Raw genomic sequence first — 16,130 nt, 5'->3', positions numbered from 1 at the left:
TCAACTATCAACGCCGTTTATGACACGAGCCCCCGCCGAGGAAATCTCGCTGCAGCAGCTGCGGGCGCTGGCGGCAGTGGCCGAAACCGGCAGCTTCACGCTGGCGGCCGAGGCCTTGCAGCTCACCCAGCCCGCCATCAGCCACCTGATCAAGCGGCTCGAGGAAGAACTGGCCCAGCCGCTGGTGGTGCGCGGGCGCCGCATCCGCATGACCAACGCGGGCCAGATGATGGTCGACACCGCCGTGCGGGCGCTGCGGCTGATCGACGATTCTGTCGGCGCCTGCCGCTCGCAGTCGCAGCTGCGCGAGGGCCGCATCGTGCTGGCGGTGGGCCACCTGACGGCGGGCGCCCTGCTGCCGCCGCTGCTGGGCCGCTTCTCGCAAACACATCCGACACTGGCGGCCACGCTGCTCGACAGCACCGCCGAGCAGATGATCTCGCGCGTGCTCTCGCAGGAGGCCGACCTGGGCTTCGGCTCCGACATCGGCCAGAAGCACTCCGAGCTGGCGACCGAGCCCCTCTTCACCGAGCGCATGGCCCTCTTCGTGCGCGACGACCATCCGCTCGCACAGCACGAGACGGTCGAGGCCAGGCGGCTCGAAGGCCTGCCCTTCATCCACGTCAACCCCGATGCCAACGTGTGGCGCGCCGTGAGCCGCCAGCTCGCGAGCGTGGCCAACGTGTACCCGCAGGTCGTGCACCACGTCTCGATGCTCTCCACAGCCTTCGGCCTCATCCAGGCCGGCGCGGGGGTCGCGCTGGCACCCCGCTACGTCGAAGTGCTGATGCCCGGCAACCTGCGCGCCGTAGGCGTGACGCGGCCCGTGCTCGAGTACCCGGTGGTCGCCATCCGGCTGGCCAAGCATCCGCTGAGCCCGGCAGCGATGGCTTTCCTGGCAATGGCGCGGCAACACATGAAGCCGCGCGCACAGAAGCCCTGAAGAAAAAGAAGCCTGCAAACAAAAACGGCGCCCGAAGGCGCCGTTGTGCAGAGAGTGCAAAGCCGGGATCAGTCCTCGACGAAGGCCTCTTCGCGCTTCGACTTCACGGCCGGCAGCAGCACGATGATCAGCAGCAGGGCCGCCGCGGCCAGCAGGCTCGCCGAGATCGGGCGCGTGACGAACACGCTCCAGTCGCCGCGCGACAGCAGCAGCGAGCGGCGCAGGTTCTCTTCCATCATCGGGCCCAGGATGAAGCCCAGCAGCAGCGGCGCAGGCTCGCAACCCAGCTTGAAGAAGGTGTAGCCCACCAGACCGAAGATGCCCACCATCCAGATGTCGAAGGTGTTGTTGTTGGTCGAGTACACCCCGATCGCGCAGAACAGCACGATGGCAGGGAACAGGTACTTGTAGGGCACCGACAGCAGCTTGATCCACATGCCGATCAGCGGCAGGTTCAGGATGATCAGCATCGCGTTGCCCAGCCACATCGAGGCGATCAGGCCCCAGAACAGCTCGGGGTTGCTGGTCATGACCTGCGGACCCGGCTGGATGTTGTGGATGGTCATCGCGCCCACCATCAGCGCCATCACGGCGTTGGGCGGAATGCCCAGCGTCAGCAACGGGATAAAGGAGGTCTGCGCACCGGCGTTGTTGGCCGATTCGGGAGCCGCCACGCCGCGGATGTTGCCCTTGCCGAAGGGCACTTCGCCCGGCTTCAGCTTGGTCTTCTTCTCGATCGTGTAGGCAGCGAAGGCAGCCAGCAGCGCGCCGCCGCCGGGCAGGATGCCCAGTGCGGAACCCAGCGCCGTGCCGCGAAGCACGGCGGGCGTCATGCGCTTGAAGTCTTCCTTGGTCGGGAACAGGCCCGAAACCTTGGCGGTGAACACTTCGCGCTCGTCGTCGGGACGCGAGAGGTTGGCGATGATTTCGCCGTAGCCGAACACGCCCATGGCGATGGCCACGAAGCCGATGCCGTCGGTCAGCTCCGGGATGTCGAAGCTGTAGCGGGCGACGCCCGAGTTCACGTCGGTGCCGACCAGGCCCATCAGCAGGCCCAGCACGATCATCGCGATGGCCTTGAGCAGCGAGCCCGAGGCCAGCACCACGGCGCCGATCAGGCCCAGAATCATCAGCGAGAAGTATTCGGCCGGGCCGAACTTGAAGGCCAGCTCGGTCAGCGGCGGCGCGAAGGCGGCCAGGATCAGCGTACCGACGCAGCCCGCGAAGAACGAGCCCAGGCCGGCGGCGGCGAGCGCCGGGCCCGCACGGCCCTTGCGCGCCATCTGGTAGCCGTCGATCACTGTCACCACCGATGAAGACTCACCGGGCAGGTTGACCAGAATCGCAGTGGTGGAGCCGCCGTACTGGGCGCCGTAATAGATACCGGCCAGCATGATCAGCGCCGACACCGGCGGGAGCGCGTACGTGGCCGGCAGCAGCATCGCGATGGTCGCGACCGGGCCGATGCCGGGCAGCACGCCGATCAGCGTGCCCAGGATACAGCCGATCAGGCAGTACAGCAGGTTGGTGAAGGTAAAGGCGACGCCAAAACCGACGGAAAGGTTGTGGATCAGGTCCATGGTGGAATCGGCTTTCGTCTCAACCGGTGATGAAGGTCGGCCAGACCTGGATCTGGAGCTTGAGCGCCCAGATGAACGCGACGTAGCTGCCGACGGCCAGCACGGTGGCCAGGACCAGCACGCTGGGCAGCTTGAACTCGTGGCCCGCGAGGCTGGCGATGATCACCAGCGCGTAGATGGCGATGATCATGCCCATGGCCGGAATGCCGAGGCTCGGCAGGCCGCCGAGCAGCACGCCGAACGCCAGGTTGGCGCCGAGGATGTACACCACCTGCTTCCAGGCCCACTTGCCGATCTTCTCGCCGTCGGTGGTCTCGACGCTGAGCCCGGTGAACATGATCCCGAGGCCGATGAGGGCCATCAGGATGCCGAGCATCAACGGGAAGTAACCCGGTCCCATCCGGGCCCCGGTGCCCACGGTGTAGGTGGTGGCGCCCCATGCGAACGCCACGCCCACCACCGTGAACATCAGACCCGAGAAAAAGTCTTTCTGACTCTTGATCTTCACGAACAGTCTCCTCGAACAAATTTCGATGCGGGATTGTCGAGTCAGCTTCCGGTCAGCCCGATGTGGATTCCACTAACCAAAGTCTTAGGGATAACCCGGGAGCATTCGCCGCTCCCGGGGTGGCTGAAGCGCGGCGCGGGTCACTCCAGCGGAGGGGTGGCGCTCAGCACCTCTTCGATGGTGGTCACGCCCTCGGCCACGCGCAGCGCGCCGGCCAGCCGCAGCGGCCGCATGCCGTCGATCACGGCCTGGCGGCGCAGCCCGGCGAGGTTGGGCTCCTTCGTGACCTGGCTCTTGAACGGCTCGCTGACGCTCAGCAGCTCGTAGAGCCCCATGCGGCCCATGTAGCCGGTCATGCGGCAATCGACGCAGCCCACCGGCTTGTAGGCGCGCACCGAGCCGGTGATCTGCCAGGGCTTGACGATGGCTTCGAGCTTCTCGCGGTTGACGGTGTCGTCGGGCTGCTTGCAGTTGGGGCACAGCGTGCGCACGAGGCGCTGCGCGAGCACGCCCAGCATCACGGCATTGATGAGGTACGAGGGCACGCCCAGCTCCATGAGCCGGGTGATGGCGCTGGGCGCATCGTTGGTGTGCAGCGTGCTGAACACCAGGTGGCCGGTGAGCGCGGCCTGCACCGCCATTTCGGCGGTGGCGAGGTCGCGGATTTCGCCGACCATGATGATGTCCGGGTCCTGCCGCATCAGCGCGCGCAGGCCCTCGGTGAAGCCGAAATCGAGCTGCGGCTGCACCTGCGTCTGGTTGAAGGAGGTCTCGATCATTTCGATCGGGTCCTCCACCGTGCTCACGTTGACCTCCTCGGTCGCCACGCGCTTGAGCGTGGAGTACAGCGTGGTGGTCTTGCCCGAGCCCGTGGGCCCGGTCACCAGGATGATGCCGTTGGGCCGCGTGACCAGCTGCTCCCAGCGCTGCGCGTCGTGCTGCGCGAAGCCCAGCGCGTCGAGGTCCTTCACCGCGGTGTCGGGGTCGAAGATGCGCATCACCATCTTCTCGCCGAAGGCGGTGGGCAGCGTCGACAGGCGCATTTCGACTTCTTCGCCGCGCATGTTGCGGGTCTTGATGCGGCCGTCCAGCGGACGGCGCTTCTCGACCACGTCCATGCGGCCCAGCAGCTTGATGCGCGCGACCATCGCGTTCATCACGCCCATGGGCATCTGGTAGGCCGGATGCAGGATGCCGTCGATGCGGAAGCGGATCACGCCCTGCTCGCGGCGCGGCTCCAGGTGGATGTCGCTCGCGCGCTGGTCGAAGGCGTACTGCCACAGCCAGTCGACCACCTGCACCACGCTCTGGTCGTTGGCGTCGAGCTGCTTGTTGCTCTTGCCGAGCTCCACCAGCTGCTCGAAGCTCGTGGTGCTGGTGCTGCCGCCGGCCTTCTGCGCGGCGCGCACCGACTTCGCGAGCGCGAAGAACTCGGCCGTGTAGCGCTGGATGTCGGCCGGGTTGGCCACCACGCGCCGCACCGAGCGGCGGGCCTGGCGCTCGACCTCGGCGATCCAGTCGGTGAGGAAGGGCTCGGCCGTGGCCACCACCACCTCGTTGGGCAGCACCTGCACCGGCAGCACCTTGTGGCGCTCGGCGTAGGCCGCGCTCATGGTGTCGGCCACCTTGCCCACGTCGACCTTGAGCGGGTCGATGCGCAAATAGGAAAGGCCCGCGCGGCCCGCGAGCCACTGCGTGAGCATTTCGAGGTCGAGCGGCTTGTTGTCGCTCTCGCGGGTCATGGCGACATTGGCCAGACGCACCAGCGGCGCCTGTCGGCTCTCGGCCTGCGCGCAGCGGGCGATGGTGCGCTTGGCCTCGTGCGGGGAAATCACGCCGTCGGCGGCAAGCCATTCGATCAGGCGGCGCAGGTCGAGCGGGCCTTCGTGGCGCGCGGCCAGCGGGGCGGGGGCGGAAGCAGCGGGTACAGCGCTCATGAGCCGTGTGTCGTTCGGGTTCAGGTTCGGGTGAGTGTCGGATTCAGCGGCTTGAAGACCCGGAGCCATTTGGGTGCGGGCAAGCCCCAGCGAGTCTGGATCGTTTGGGCGCGCTCGGCAAGCGCCTCGCGCTTCGGGCGGCTCGGGGTGCGCTGCGCGAGCACCACCGTGTTGCCTTCGCGCGTCGGCTTGAAGGCCCACACCGCGTCGGCGCCGAAGGCGGCCGAAATCTTCTCGAGGCTGCGCTCGTAGCTCGACGAGCGGCCGAAAAGGTTGACGGTCATGCAACCGTCATCGGTGAGCAGCGCGCGGCAGTCGGCGTAGAAGTCTTCGCTGTCGAGCACGGGCGCGGCGGCCTCGTGGTCGTACAGGTCGACCTGCAGCGCGTCGACCGTGCCATGCCATTCGGGCTTGCGGATCTCGGCCGCGGCATCGGCGATCACCACGCGCAGCTTCGGGTCGTCCGGCGGCAGCTTGAACCAGCCGCGGCAGGCCGACACCACCTGCGGGTTGAGCTCGACAGCGGTGGTGCGCATGCGCAGGATCTTGCGGCTGAACTTGGTGAGCGTGGCCGCGCCCAGGCCGAGCTGCATGGCGTGGCGGCTGGCCACCGTCTTCGAGTCGGCGAAGAGCAGCCAGGCCATCATGCGCTGCACGTACTCGAGTTCGATCTCGAAGGGCGCGTCGAGCTTCATCGAGCCCTGGACCCATTCGGTGCCGAGGTGCAGATAACGGATGTCGCCCCAGTCGGAAAAATTGACTTCGGGTAGGGAAATGGGAGTTTTGCTCGATGCCATCGATGCTGCGGGTCAGGCGACTAGTTTGTGGGCGGCCAGAACCTCGCGCCAGGCCGCGAGCTTGCGCTCGAAGCTCCACGACGCGTTGGCGGGGCTGGTGGAAGGCAGCTGGTAGACCGGCACGCCGAGGGTGCGGGTGTGGCGCGCATGCTTGAAGCTCTCGCCACCGTTGTGCGCGATGGCCGCGAGCTTCGGCAGGTGCAGCCCAGCGATGTCGTTCGCCACCGGCGCGCGGATGGCGGAATCGAGGCTGCCCTCGCGCTCGCAGGACGCATACACGTCCCACACGCCCAGGCCGCGGTCGAGCAGCCACCGGCAGCGCCGCGCGTAGCTGTCTACGCCCGAGGGAAGGGGAATGTCGGGCCACACGGCTTGCAGGATCTTCCAGAACTGGTTTTGGGGGTGTGCATAGTACTGCTGCAGTTCTAGCGACCTGACTCCGGGGAAGCTGCCGAGGATCAGCACGACGGTGCCCGGCGAAACGACGGGCGCGAGCCCCGTGAGCAGCGGGTTCGCCTTGACGGCAGATGCGGCGGATGCGGCGGATTCCTTCTTCATGGACGGCAATCGTGCCACCGTCGCGCCCGCCTGCGGGCCGCCCATGAAAAAACCCGCCGAGGCGGGTTCTTCCGGTGAGGAGTCGAACAGCCGGCCCGGCGTTGCCGGGTCGGCCGAACGGCTTGTTAGCTTTGCTGCTTACTTCTTGGCGGCTTCGTTCTCGGCCGTGCCGGGAATCTTCTCGCCGATGGCCTTGCCGGTGCTGCGCATGCCGTCGGCGGTCTTGTGGCCCGCGTTCTCGACGGCGTCGCCGGTCTTCGCGGCTGCGTTCTTGGTGGCGTTGGTCGCCTTCTTGGTAGTGCGCTTGGTCGCGTTCCAGGCCTTCTTGGTGCCGCGCTCGGTGGCGTTCACGGCCTTCTTGGTCGTGCTCTTGGTGGTGTCCCAGGCCTTTTCCGCGCCGCGCTCGGTGGCGTTCACTGCGTCCTTGCCGGCTTCCTTCACCTTCTCGGTGGTGGAGGGCTCGGTGGTGGTGGCTGCGGTCTGCGCGACGGCCGACAGGCCGATGGATGCAAGCGCCAGGGCGACCACGACAGGAACGGTGCGTACGAAGGATTTGGTCATCGAAAGACTCCTTTTTTGAGTGAAGTATGGGAGTGACGGATGTGCCACTGCACAACCAACGCCACTCCGAACTTCAAGGATGACAGCAAAAAAGGCCTGATGACGCGCCTGGGCGCAACTCGGGAAATAGGCCTACGCGGAGTGCGGCCGGTCATCCGACGCGGACAGCAGACTTTGGAGCTTCGGAAGCGCCGATACAGCATTGCGAGTGGTCGCTTCGGCCAGCACGTCGATGCCGATGCCCCGCAGATCCGCCACCACTTGCGCGATGCGCGGCAACTGCGCCGGCTCGTTGCGGCCCTGCGGCTCGCCGGCATCGCGCTGGGCCTGCGTGCGGTAGATCCAGTGCGGCTGAATGTCGGGCGCGTCGGTTTCCATGACGATAGATTCCATCGGCAGCGTGGAGGCCAGGCGCCGCAGCTGCAGCGCGCGCTCAAAGGTCACCGCGCCGCCGAAGCCAAGCTTGAGCCCGAGCTCGATGCACGCCCCGGCCTGCTGCTCGCTGCCGTTGAAGGCGTGGGCGATGCCCAGCCACGGCTTGCCGCCCGCCGTCTGCCGCAGGTGCTTGAGCACCTTGTCCACCGAGCGCCGCACGTGGATGAGCACGGGTAACCCGTGCTTGCGTGCCAGTTGCAACTGAGTGTGAAAGAACCGCTCCTGCTTTTCGCCGTCCAGCCCCTCGACGAAGTAGTCGAGGCCGATCTCGCCCACCGCCACCAGCCGCGGGTCGTCGCGCCGCGCGGCCAGTTCGGCGTCGAGGGCTTCCAGGTCCTCGTCCTTCGCCTCGCCGGTGCACAGTGGATGGATCCCCAGGGCGTAGGCATCGCCCTGCACATGGGCCAGCTCGCGCACGGTGGCGAAATTGAAGACGGCCACGGCCGGAATCACGCACATCGCCACCCCCCGTTCGGCGGCGCGGGCGCGCAGGACCGGCATCTCCGCACCGAATTCGGGCGCGTCCAGATGACAGTGGGTATCGATGAAGGTAGCCATCGCTCGATGATGCCCGATGGGATGCGCAGGCGCGGAAAGCGTGCTACTGTGAACTCCTGTACACGCGATTTCCGATCTTTTAGCCGGAGGTACTCCGATGCGCAGGCCCGCTTTCTACAGCCGCTCGCCCCGCGTGCTGCCCTCGGCCGCAGACGAGGCGGCCGAGCGGGCGGATGCTGCGGCATCGCCCGAAGCCACCGCAGCGGACTCGGCGCCGCCCGCGGCTCCCGTGAACGTGAGGAAAGCCGGCTGGCAGCCCGGCCGCCGCAGCTTCGCACTGCTCATATTGCTCTCGGCCGCAATGGTCACCGGCGCCGCGCTGTGGATGCCCCGCCCCGGCGCCAAGGCCCTCACGCAGAAAGACATCGACGCGGCCGTGCTGCGCACGCTGCAGACCAACACCCTGCCCTCGCCTGCGGCCAAGGCGGCCGACATCATCCGGCCTTCTGTGGTGCGGGTGGTGAGCTACGGCGAGGAGAAGAACACGCCCGAGGCCAAGATCCAGAAGCGCGGCCGCAACATGGCCAAGGGCAAGCCGCCCGAGGCGCCCAACGACGGAGCCGGTCCGGGCGAAGTCGAACGCGGCGTGGGCACGGGCGTGGTGATCGTCGACAAGGGCGTGATCCTCACCAACCTGCACGTGGTCGCGGGCGCCGACAAGATCAAGGTCACCTTCTACGACGGCCTGGAAGCCCCGGCCACCATCACCGGCGTGCAGCCCGAGAACGACCTCGCGGTGCTGCAGGCGCAGAAGATTCCCGACGACCTGATTCCCGCCACCATGCGCTCCACGGCCGACCTGCGCCCCGGCGACCAGGTGGCGGCGGTGGGCTTTCCGTTCGGCATCGGGCCTTCGGTTTCGGCCGGCGTGGTGTCGGGCCTGAAGCGCTCGTTCCGCTCGCCCGAGGGCAAGCAGGAGCTGGGCAACCTGATCCAGTTCGACGCGGCAGCCAACCCCGGCAATTCGGGCGGACCGCTGATCAATATGGACGGCGAGGTGCTCGGCATCGTCACCGCCATCCTCAACCCGACGCAGCAGCGCACCTTCATCGGCATCGGCTTCGCGGTGCCCATAGAGAACGCGGCCTCGGCCGCGGGTTCGCCGCCCTTCTGATCGTCTTCTCTTCCCTTCCTCTCGAAAGCCCTTCGCATGAGCACAGCAGAGACCACCGCCAACCCCACGCCAGCCGGCACGGCCGAACTGATGGAGCAGATCCTCTACGAGGTGAAGCGCGTGGTCGTGGGCCAGGACCGATTCCTGGAGCGTGTGATGGTCGCCATGCTCGCGGGCGGGCACCTGCTGGTCGAAGGCGTGCCGGGGCTGGCGAAGACGCTCACGGTGAAGACGCTGGCCGACACCGTGCGCGGCCAGTTCAAGCGCATCCAGTTCACGCCCGACCTGGTGCCGGCCGACCTGGTGGGCACGCGCATCTACAACCAGAAGACCGGCGACTTCAGCACCTCGCTGGGCCCGGTGTTCGCCAACCTGCTGCTGGCCGACGAAATCAACCGTGCGCCGGCCAAAGTCCAGAGCGCGCTGCTCGAGGTGATGCAGGAGCGCCAGGTGACGATTGCCGGCGAGACGCACAAGGTGCCGCGCCCCTTCCTCGTGATGGCCACGCAGAACCCCATCGAGACCGAGGGCACCTACCCGCTGCCCGAGGCGCAGGTCGACCGCTTCATGATGAAGGTGCTGGTCGACTACCCGAGCGACGAGGAAGAGTTCGTCATCGTCCAGCGCGTGATCGGCCCGGCGGTCAACGCCACGCCGGTCGCCACCACCGAGCAGCTCGCGGCGCTGCAGGCCGAAGCCCGGCGCGTGTACGTCGACCCCTCGCTCATCCAGTACGCGGTGAAGCTGGTGTCGGCCACGCGCACGCCCGAGAAGCACGGCCTGAAGGACCTGCGCCGCTTCATCACCTTCGGCGCCAGCCCGCGCGCCAGCATCAGCCTGACCGAAGGCGCGCGCGCACTCGCCTTGCTGCGCGGCCGCAGCTACGCGCTGCCCGAGGACATGACGGCGCTGGTGCCCGACGTGCTGCGCCATCGAGTGACGCTTTCCTACGAAGGCTTGTCCGAAGGCCTGACGCCGGACAGCCTGATCGAGAAGATCATGCGCGCAGTCCCCGCTCCTCCGAAACCGCTCGAACATGAAAAGCTGGTGGCGTAAGGCCCCCGCGGCCGCGAACGACGACCGGCTCGCCATGGAAGCCGGCGGGGCGGAACGCGCGCTGCGCCGGCTCGAGTGGACCGTGATCCGCCGCCTCGACGGCCTGCTGCAAGGCGACTACCGCACGCTGATGCGCGGCACCGGGCTCGACCTGGCCGACCTGCGCGAGTACCAGCACCACGACGACGTGCGTCACATCGACTGGAACGTCACCGCACGGCTGCAGACGCCGCACGTGCGCGTGTTCACCGAAGACCGCGAGATGGCCGCGTGGTTCGTGCTCGACCTGAGCCGCTCGGTCGACTTCGGCTCTGGCCTGAAGGCCAAGCGCGAGATCTCGGCGGGCTTCGTCGGCGTGCTGGCGCGGCTGCTCACGCGGCACGGCAACCGGGTCGGCGCGCTGGTCTACGGCAGCGACCTCGAAGCGGTGATTCCCCCGCGCAGCGGCCGGCGCCATGTGCTGCACCTGCTGCATGCGATGGAAAAACGCGCCGGCAAGGCCGAGGCCGCGCCCACGCAGAAAGGCATGACGCGCCTGGCCGACCTGCTCAAGTCCGCCGCCACGCTGATGCCCCGGCGCTCCACGGTGTTCGTGGTGTCCGACTTCCTGAGCGAGCCCGGCTGGGAACGCCCGCTGGGCCACCTGGTGCAGCGCCACGAGGTGGTCGCGGTGCGCCTCTTCGACCCGCTCGAGCTGGAGTTGCCCGACCTCGGCCTGGTGCCGCTGCGCGATGCCGAGACCGGCGAGCAGCTCTGGGTCGACACCCACGACGCGGGCTTTCGCAAGCGCTTCGCCCGGCTGGCGGCCGAGCGCGAAACCACATTGCGCGAGACGCTGGCGCGGGCCGGCGTCGATGCACTCGAACTCTCGACCAATGACGACCTGGTGGAAGCCATCGTCCGTTTCGCCGATCTGCGCAAGCGCCGCGCGCGCATCGGTCCGGCTGGCCTGAAGGCGGTGGCAGCATGACTTTTCTCTGGCCCCAATTCCTCTGGCTGCTGGCGGCACTGCCGCTGCTGATCCTGCTCTACCTGTGGCTGCTGCGCCGCAAGAAGAAGCTCGCGGTGCGCTACGCCAGCCTGTCGATCGTGCGCGAGGCCATGGGCGCCGGGCAGAGCGTGCGGCGGCACCTGCCGCCCCTGCTGTTCCTGCTGGCCATGGCCGCGATGCTGGTGGCCGCGGCGCGGCCGATGGCGGTGGTGGTGTTGCCGTCGAACCAGCAGACCATCATCCTGGCGATGGACGTGTCGGGCAGCATGCGCGCGGCCGACGTGCAGCCCAACCGCCTCGTGGCGGCGCAGGAGGCGGCCAAGAGCTTCATCAAGGACCTGCCGCGCACCGTGAAGGTGGGCATCGTCGCCTTCGCGGGCAGCGCGCAGGTGGCGCAGCTGCCCACCACCAACCATGAAGACCTGGTGACCGCCATCGACAGCTTCCAGCTGCAGCGCGCCACCGCGACGGGCAACGCCATCGTGGTGTCGCTGGCCACGCTCTTCCCCGACGCAGGCATCGACGTCGAGCAGTTCAGCTCGCCCAGCCGCCAGCGCGGCGCCGCCATCGACCAGAACGAGAAGAAGCTCAAGGAATTCACGCCGGTGGCGCCGGGCTCGTTCACATCGGCCGCGGTCATCATGCTGACCGACGGCCAGCGCACCACCGGCGTCGATCCGCTGGACGCGGCCAAGGCGGCAGCGGACCGCGGAGTGCGCATCTACACTGTGGGCGTGGGCACGGTCGACGGCGAGACCATCGGCTTCGAGGGCTGGTCGATGCGCGTGCGCCTCGACGAGGACACGCTCAAGGCCATCGCCAACAAGACCAACGCCGAGTATTTCTACGCCGGCACCGCCAACGACCTGAAGAAGGTCTACGAGACGCTGAGCTCCAAGCTCACGGTGGAGAAGAAGGAAACGGAAATCTCCGCGCTGTTCGCGATGTGCGCGGCGGTGCTGACGCTGCTGTCGGCCGGGCTCTCGCTGCTCTGGTTCAACCGGATTCTTTGACGCCTCGCGGGGCGGCCGGCGCCTCGGGCGACTTCACCGCCCCGATGCCGCCCAGGAACAGGTCGGCCACGATCGGCGCGATGGCCGCGTGGTCGAGCCGGCCGTCCGGCTTCATCCAGGTGAACATCCAGTTGATCATGCCGAACAGCAGCATGGTCAGCGGCTTGGCGAGGTCGTCGCTGGGCGCGCCGGGGCGCAGCGCCGACACGGCACGTGCGAAGCCCGCGACCACCTCGCGCTCCTTGTCGAGCACGCGCTCGCGGTCGGCCTCTTCCAGAAAGCGCACGTCGTCGGTCAGCACGCGGTGCGCGTCCTGCGCGCCGGCGTACTCCTCGACGATGCGGTAGATGAAGCGGCGCAGGCGCTCCTCGTCGGTGTGCGTCGAGGCCTCTTCCTCGGCCACCAGCGCGGCGAGCTTCGACACGTGCGTCTCCGCGATGCTGATGAGCAGGCTGCTCTTGTCCTTGTAGTAGTGGTAGAGCGTGGCCTTCGAGAGGCCGCAGGCCTCGGCCACCTGGTTCATCGAAGTGGCGGGATAGCCGCTGCGCGCGAACAGCTGGGCGGCCTGCGCGAGGATGAATTCACGCTGGTCCTCATAGGTGGCGGATCTTCCACGCGGCATCGGTTGCTGTTCCTCGGTTGTTCTGTCGTTCGGTTGAAGGAAACGGGCGATCTTGCACGAAGCGCGAAGGCGGTCGTCAGCCCCGCTTGGTGGCAATCAGCGACCGCACCTCGGTGGCCGGCAGGCTCGGGCGGTTCTTCTCGACGCTGGAAAGCGGCTCCACCTCACGCAGGCTCGCAAGGCTGCGCACCGTGAGCGCCTGGTAGGTCTGGGTGCCTTCGAGCTTCCAGGCGATCTCGTCATCGCTCAGCTCGCGCTTCACCTTGGCGGGGATGCCCGCCACCAGCGACCGCGCCGGCACCTTCATGCCGGCGGGCACGAAGGCGCAGGCCGCGACGATGGCCTTCTCGCCGATCTCGGCCTCGTCCATCACCACCGCGTTCATGCCCACCAGCGCGTCGCGCCGCACGATGCAGCTGTGCAGGATCGCGCCGTGGCCGATGTGGCCGTTGACCTCCACCACCGTGTCGTTGTCCGGGAAGCCGTGGATGCAGCAGTGGTCCTGCACGTTGGAGCCCTCCTCCAGCACGATGCGGCCGAAGTCGCCGCGCAGGCTGGCGCAGGGGCCCACGTAGCAGTTCGGGCCGACGATCACGTCGCCGATCAGCACGGCCGTGGGATGCACGTAGGCGCTCGGGTCGACGACCGGGATCACGCCGTCGATGGAATAGCTGGGCATTCGCTCTGTCTCCTTGTCTTGCCTTGGCTGGCTTTCGGCGCGCTCTCAGGGTTTGCCCTGATCGAGCCGCCTTGTGCCGCCATCGAGGTCGATCCTAAAATCAACCGAACGGTCGGTCAATAGTGTTTGCACGCCGACTCGTACCTACAAAGGATGAAAGAGACAAGCGATGACTGAGCCTTTGGTACTCACCAGCAACGCCGGCGCCGTCCGCACGCTGAGCCTCAACCGGCCGGCTGCGCTCAACAGCTTCACGACGCAACTGCATGAAGCGCTGATGGTGCAGCTGGAAGCCGCGGCAGCCGACGAAAGCGTGCGCTGCGTGGTGCTCACAGGTGCCGGCCGCGCCTTCTGCGCGGGGCAGGACCTGGCCGACCCGTCCGTCGCGCCCGACCCGACGCCCGGCGCCGCGCCCAAGGACCTGGGCCATGTCATCTCTACCTGGTACGCCCCTCTGGTCGCCCGACTGCGCTCGATGCCGGTGCCGGTTGTCGCCGCCGTCAACGGCGTGGCCGCCGGCGCGGGCGCGAACCTCGCGCTGTGCTGCGACCTCGTGGTGGCCGCGCGTTCCGCCAGCTTCATCCAGGCCTTCACCAAGATCGGCCTCGTGCCCGACACCGGCGGCACCTGGCTGCTGCCGCGCCTCGTGGGTTCGGCGCGCGCGCTGGGCATCGCGATGCTCGGCGACAAGCTGCCCGCCGAGGAAGCCGCGCGCATCGGCCTGATCTGGCAGTGCGTGGACGACGCAGCGCTCGCCGAAACGGCGGCCGCCCTCGCATCGAAGCTCGCCGGCATGCCCACGCGCGCCCTCGTCGCCACCCGCGAGGCCATGGCCGCCGCGCAGCACATGGACCTGGGCGCGGCCCTGGCCGAGGAAGCCCGCATCCAGCGCGAGATGGGCAACGCCAACGACTACCGCGAAGGCGTCGAGGCCTTCCGCGCCAAGCGCGCGCCCGTCTTCAAGGACCGCTGAAGCCATGACCGACAACAACCAGCAACGCACGCCCCAGCAGACGGCCGAGTACGTCCGAGACGGCATGTTCGCCAACGACAACGCCAGCAAGGGCCTGGGCATGCGCATCGTGGAGGTCGGCCCTGGCCAGGCCACCATCGAAATGCGCGTGCGCCCCGACATGCTCAACGGCCACGCCATCTGCCACGGCGGCTTCATGGCCACGCTGGCCGATTCCACCTTCGCCTTCGCCTGCAATTCGTACGACGAGCTGACCGTGGCTTCGGGCTTCGCCATCGACTTCATCGCCCCCGCGCGCGAGGGCGACGTGCTCACCGCGCGCTGCCACGAGGTGTCGAAGGCCGGGCGCACCGGCGTGTACGACACCGAAATCACCAACCAGCGCGGCGAGCGCATCGCGATCTTCCGCGGCCGCTCCTACACCGCCAAGGGCCGCCCGGCCGTTCCGCCCGCCGCTGCAGCCGCCTGAGGAGACAACACACCATGACAGTCAAACGCCCCGCCCCCGGCGAGCTCGAGCCCATCGAAACCGCCAGCCGCGACGAGATCGCTGCGCTTCAGATCGCCCGCCTGCGCACCACGCTGCAGCGCGCCTACGAGAACGTGCCGCACTACCGCCGCGCCTTCGACGCCAAGGGCGTGCACCCGGACGACCTGAAGTCGCTGGCCGACCTGTCGAAGTTCCCGTTCACGGTGAAGAGCGACCTGCGCGACAACTACCCGTTCGGCATGTTCGCCGTGCCGCGGGAGAAGGTCGCGCGCATCCACGCATCGTCGGGCACCACCGGCAAGCCCACCGTGGTGGGCTACACGCTGCAGGACATCGACACCTGGGCCGACCTCGTCGCCCGCTCCATCCGCGCCGCGGGCGGACGGCCCGGCGACATGGTGCACGTGTCTTACGGCTACGGCCTCTTCACCGGCGGCCTGGGCGCGCACTACGGCGCCGAGCGCGCAGGCTGCACCGTCATCCCGATGTCGGGCGGCCAGACCGAGAAGCAGGTGCAGCTCATCCAGGACTTCAAGCCGAACATCATCATGGTCACGCCCAGCTACATGCAGGTGATCATCGAGCAGTTCGAGCGCCAGGGGCTCGACGCGAAGGAGAGCTCGCTCAAGGTCGGCATCTTCGGCGCCGAGCCGTGGACCGAGGCGATGCGCCGCGACATCGAGGCCAGGGCCGGCATCGACGCGGTCGACATCTACGGCCTCAGCGAAGTGATGGGCCCCGGCGTGGCCAGCGAATGCGTCGAGAGCAAGGACGGCCCTGTCATCTGGGAAGACCACTTCTACCCCGAGATCATCGACCCCGAGACCGGCGAGCTGAAGGCCGACGGCGAGGAAGGCGAGCTCGTCTTCACCTCGCTGAGCAAGGAGGCCATGCCCATCGTGCGCTACCGCACGCGCGACCTCACGCGCCTCTTGCCGCCCACCTCGCGCTCGTTCCGCCGCATGGGCAAGATCGTCGGGCGCAGCGACGACATGATGATCATCCGCGGCGTCAACGTCTTCCCCACGCAGGTGGAGGAGATCGTGCTCGCGCACCAGGCGCTCTCGGGCCTCTACCAGGTGCACGTGAGCCGCGCCGACAAGCTCGACCAGGTCGAGATCCACTGCGAGCTCAAGCCCGCCGACGCCGCCTCGGCCGACCGCGCCGCCATCGGCGACTGGCTGCAGCACCGCGTGAAGACGCTCATCGGTATCTCCACCCGCGTGGTGGTGCACGGCCCCGACGAGATGGAACGCACCCAGACCGGCAAGGCGCGCCGCGTGATCGACACGCGCCCGCGCTGAGACCAGCCACT

At 68.0% G+C, this 16,130-nt stretch carries 17 protein-coding genes; 8 read left to right on the top strand and 9 right to left on the bottom strand.

The genetic code is table 11. The features are described from left to right. Window positions 1–19 precede the first annotated feature (19 nt). The gene (locus FHT32_RS29155; RefSeq protein ID WP_176668041.1) at window positions 20–943 is read left to right on the top strand and encodes a LysR family transcriptional regulator; all 924 of its coding nucleotides are present in this window, start codon (window positions 20–22) and stop codon (window positions 941–943) included. Between the two features lie 68 nt (window positions 944–1,011). Here FHT32_RS29155 and FHT32_RS29150 read toward each other — a convergent pair whose 3' ends face one another. The 7 genes from FHT32_RS29150 to FHT32_RS29120 form a co-directional block, all read right to left on the bottom strand. Next, entirely contained in the window at window positions 1,012–2,523 is a 1,512-nt protein-coding gene (locus tag FHT32_RS29150; RefSeq protein WP_019654301.1) for a tripartite tricarboxylate transporter permease, read from the bottom strand. A 19-nt stretch (window positions 2,524–2,542) separates the two neighbouring features. Further along, window positions 2,543–3,031, bottom strand: coding sequence for a tripartite tricarboxylate transporter TctB family protein (locus FHT32_RS29145; protein WP_176668040.1), 489 nt, complete (start codon window positions 3,029–3,031; stop codon window positions 2,543–2,545). Between the two features lie 140 nt (window positions 3,032–3,171). Next, window positions 3,172–4,968 (bottom strand): GspE/PulE family protein, encoded by a 1,797-nt coding sequence (locus FHT32_RS29140; RefSeq protein WP_176668039.1) that lies wholly within the window; start codon window positions 4,966–4,968, stop codon window positions 3,172–3,174. A 20-nt stretch (window positions 4,969–4,988) separates the two neighbouring features. After that, window positions 4,989–5,765 carry a spermidine synthase gene (locus tag FHT32_RS29135; RefSeq protein ID WP_176668038.1) on the bottom strand — a complete coding sequence of 259 codons (777 nt, stop codon included), beginning with the start codon at window positions 5,763–5,765 and terminating at the stop codon, window positions 4,989–4,991. 12 nt (window positions 5,766–5,777) lie between these two features. After that, window positions 5,778–6,323, bottom strand: coding sequence for a DNA-deoxyinosine glycosylase (locus tag FHT32_RS29130; RefSeq protein WP_176668037.1), 546 nt, complete (start codon window positions 6,321–6,323; stop codon window positions 5,778–5,780). Window positions 6,324–6,461: 138 nt separating this feature from the next. Continuing rightward, window positions 6,462–6,884 carry a hypothetical protein gene (locus FHT32_RS29125; RefSeq protein WP_176668036.1) on the bottom strand — a complete coding sequence of 141 codons (423 nt, stop codon included), beginning with the start codon at window positions 6,882–6,884 and terminating at the stop codon, window positions 6,462–6,464. Window positions 6,885–7,016: 132 nt separating this feature from the next. Then, entirely contained in the window at window positions 7,017–7,877 is an 861-nt protein-coding gene (locus FHT32_RS29120; RefSeq protein ID WP_176668035.1) for a TatD family hydrolase, read from the bottom strand. Between the two features lie 97 nt (window positions 7,878–7,974). On the opposite strand from FHT32_RS29120, the gene FHT32_RS29115 reads away from it, so the two are divergent. From FHT32_RS29115 to FHT32_RS29100, 4 genes are read left to right on the top strand one after another with little or no spacing between them, the layout of a single operon-like run. Further along, window positions 7,975–8,991 carry a S1C family serine protease gene (locus tag FHT32_RS29115; RefSeq protein ID WP_176668034.1) on the top strand — a complete coding sequence of 339 codons (1,017 nt, stop codon included), beginning with the start codon at window positions 7,975–7,977 and terminating at the stop codon, window positions 8,989–8,991. A 36-nt stretch (window positions 8,992–9,027) separates the two neighbouring features. Beyond that, window positions 9,028–10,047 carry a MoxR family ATPase gene (locus FHT32_RS29110; RefSeq protein WP_176668033.1) on the top strand — a complete coding sequence of 340 codons (1,020 nt, stop codon included), beginning with the start codon at window positions 9,028–9,030 and terminating at the stop codon, window positions 10,045–10,047. Beyond that, a complete protein-coding gene (locus FHT32_RS29105; RefSeq protein WP_176668032.1) occupies window positions 10,028–11,017 on the top strand; it encodes a DUF58 domain-containing protein in 990 nt (329 codons plus the stop codon). Before FHT32_RS29110 ends, FHT32_RS29105 begins: the two co-directional genes overlap by 20 nt. After that, complete coding sequence (locus FHT32_RS29100; protein WP_176668031.1) at window positions 11,014–12,051, top strand: VWA domain-containing protein; 1,038 nt, start codon at window positions 11,014–11,016, stop codon at window positions 12,049–12,051. The genes FHT32_RS29105 and FHT32_RS29100 overlap by 4 nt, the downstream gene beginning before the upstream one ends. Here FHT32_RS29100 and FHT32_RS29095 read toward each other — a convergent pair. Both FHT32_RS29095 and FHT32_RS29090 read right to left on the bottom strand, forming a co-directional pair. Then, complete coding sequence (locus FHT32_RS29095) at window positions 12,035–12,673, bottom strand: TetR/AcrR family transcriptional regulator (RefSeq protein ID WP_176668030.1); 639 nt, start codon at window positions 12,671–12,673, stop codon at window positions 12,035–12,037. The genes FHT32_RS29100 and FHT32_RS29095 overlap by 17 nt on opposite strands. A 76-nt stretch (window positions 12,674–12,749) precedes the next feature. Further along, the gene (locus tag FHT32_RS29090; RefSeq protein ID WP_176668029.1) at window positions 12,750–13,352 is read right to left on the bottom strand and encodes a phenylacetic acid degradation protein PaaY; all 603 of its coding nucleotides are present in this window, start codon (window positions 13,350–13,352) and stop codon (window positions 12,750–12,752) included. Between the two features lie 169 nt (window positions 13,353–13,521). Between FHT32_RS29090 and FHT32_RS29085 the strand changes: the two genes are divergently transcribed. Genes FHT32_RS29085 through paaK form a run of 3 tightly spaced genes read left to right on the top strand, consistent with a single transcriptional unit; the run spans window position 13,522 to window position 16,119 of the window. Then, window positions 13,522–14,325 (top strand): enoyl-CoA hydratase-related protein, encoded by an 804-nt coding sequence (locus FHT32_RS29085; RefSeq protein ID WP_176668028.1) that lies wholly within the window; start codon window positions 13,522–13,524, stop codon window positions 14,323–14,325. 4 nt (window positions 14,326–14,329) lie between these two features. Further along, entirely contained in the window at window positions 14,330–14,794 is a 465-nt protein-coding gene (gene paaI, locus FHT32_RS29080; RefSeq protein WP_126182732.1) for a hydroxyphenylacetyl-CoA thioesterase PaaI, read from the top strand. 14 nt (window positions 14,795–14,808) lie between these two features. Then, window positions 14,809–16,119, top strand: a complete 1,311-nt coding sequence (gene paaK, locus FHT32_RS29075; protein ID WP_176668027.1) for a phenylacetate--CoA ligase PaaK — start codon at window positions 14,809–14,811, stop codon at window positions 16,117–16,119. The last annotated feature ends 11 nt before the right edge of the window (window positions 16,120–16,130 follow it).

Source organism: Variovorax sp. SG517 (assembly GCF_013376045.1).
In the GTDB taxonomy this organism is placed as follows: Bacteria; Pseudomonadota; Gammaproteobacteria; order Burkholderiales; family Burkholderiaceae_C; genus Variovorax.
This window is presented reverse-complemented; position numbering and strand designations above follow the sequence as displayed.

What these genes read in the sequence shown, in the direction of transcription:
- FHT32_RS29135 (WP_176668038.1), bottom strand. Translation starts at nt 5,765, where the DNA reads ATGGCATCGAGCAAAACTCCCATTTCCCTACCCGAAGTCAATTTTTCC.
- FHT32_RS29085 (WP_176668028.1), top strand. Translation starts at nt 13,522, where the DNA reads ATGACTGAGCCTTTGGTACTCACCAGCAACGCCGGCGCCGTCCGCACG.
- FHT32_RS29105 (WP_176668032.1), top strand. Translation starts at nt 10,028, where the DNA reads ATGAAAAGCTGGTGGCGTAAGGCCCCCGCGGCCGCGAACGACGACCGG.
- FHT32_RS29125 (WP_176668036.1), bottom strand. Translation starts at nt 6,884, where the DNA reads ATGACCAAATCCTTCGTACGCACCGTTCCTGTCGTGGTCGCCCTGGCG.
- FHT32_RS29150 (WP_019654301.1), bottom strand. Translation starts at nt 2,523, where the DNA reads ATGGACCTGATCCACAACCTTTCCGTCGGTTTTGGCGTCGCCTTTACC.
- FHT32_RS29095 (WP_176668030.1), bottom strand. Translation starts at nt 12,673, where the DNA reads ATGCCGCGTGGAAGATCCGCCACCTATGAGGACCAGCGTGAATTCATC.
- paaK (WP_176668027.1), top strand. Translation starts at nt 14,809, where the DNA reads ATGACAGTCAAACGCCCCGCCCCCGGCGAGCTCGAGCCCATCGAAACC.
- FHT32_RS29110 (WP_176668033.1), top strand. Translation starts at nt 9,028, where the DNA reads ATGAGCACAGCAGAGACCACCGCCAACCCCACGCCAGCCGGCACGGCC.
- FHT32_RS29130 (WP_176668037.1), bottom strand. Translation starts at nt 6,323, where the DNA reads ATGAAGAAGGAATCCGCCGCATCCGCCGCATCTGCCGTCAAGGCGAAC.
- FHT32_RS29120 (WP_176668035.1), bottom strand. Translation starts at nt 7,877, where the DNA reads ATGGCTACCTTCATCGATACCCACTGTCATCTGGACGCGCCCGAATTC.
- paaI (WP_126182732.1), top strand. Translation starts at nt 14,330, where the DNA reads ATGACCGACAACAACCAGCAACGCACGCCCCAGCAGACGGCCGAGTAC.
- FHT32_RS29115 (WP_176668034.1), top strand. Translation starts at nt 7,975, where the DNA reads ATGCGCAGGCCCGCTTTCTACAGCCGCTCGCCCCGCGTGCTGCCCTCG.
- FHT32_RS29155 (WP_176668041.1), top strand. Translation starts at nt 20, where the DNA reads ATGACACGAGCCCCCGCCGAGGAAATCTCGCTGCAGCAGCTGCGGGCG.
- FHT32_RS29140 (WP_176668039.1), bottom strand. Translation starts at nt 4,968, where the DNA reads ATGAGCGCTGTACCCGCTGCTTCCGCCCCCGCCCCGCTGGCCGCGCGC.
- FHT32_RS29100 (WP_176668031.1), top strand. Translation starts at nt 11,014, where the DNA reads ATGACTTTTCTCTGGCCCCAATTCCTCTGGCTGCTGGCGGCACTGCCG.
- FHT32_RS29090 (WP_176668029.1), bottom strand. Translation starts at nt 13,352, where the DNA reads ATGCCCAGCTATTCCATCGACGGCGTGATCCCGGTCGTCGACCCGAGC.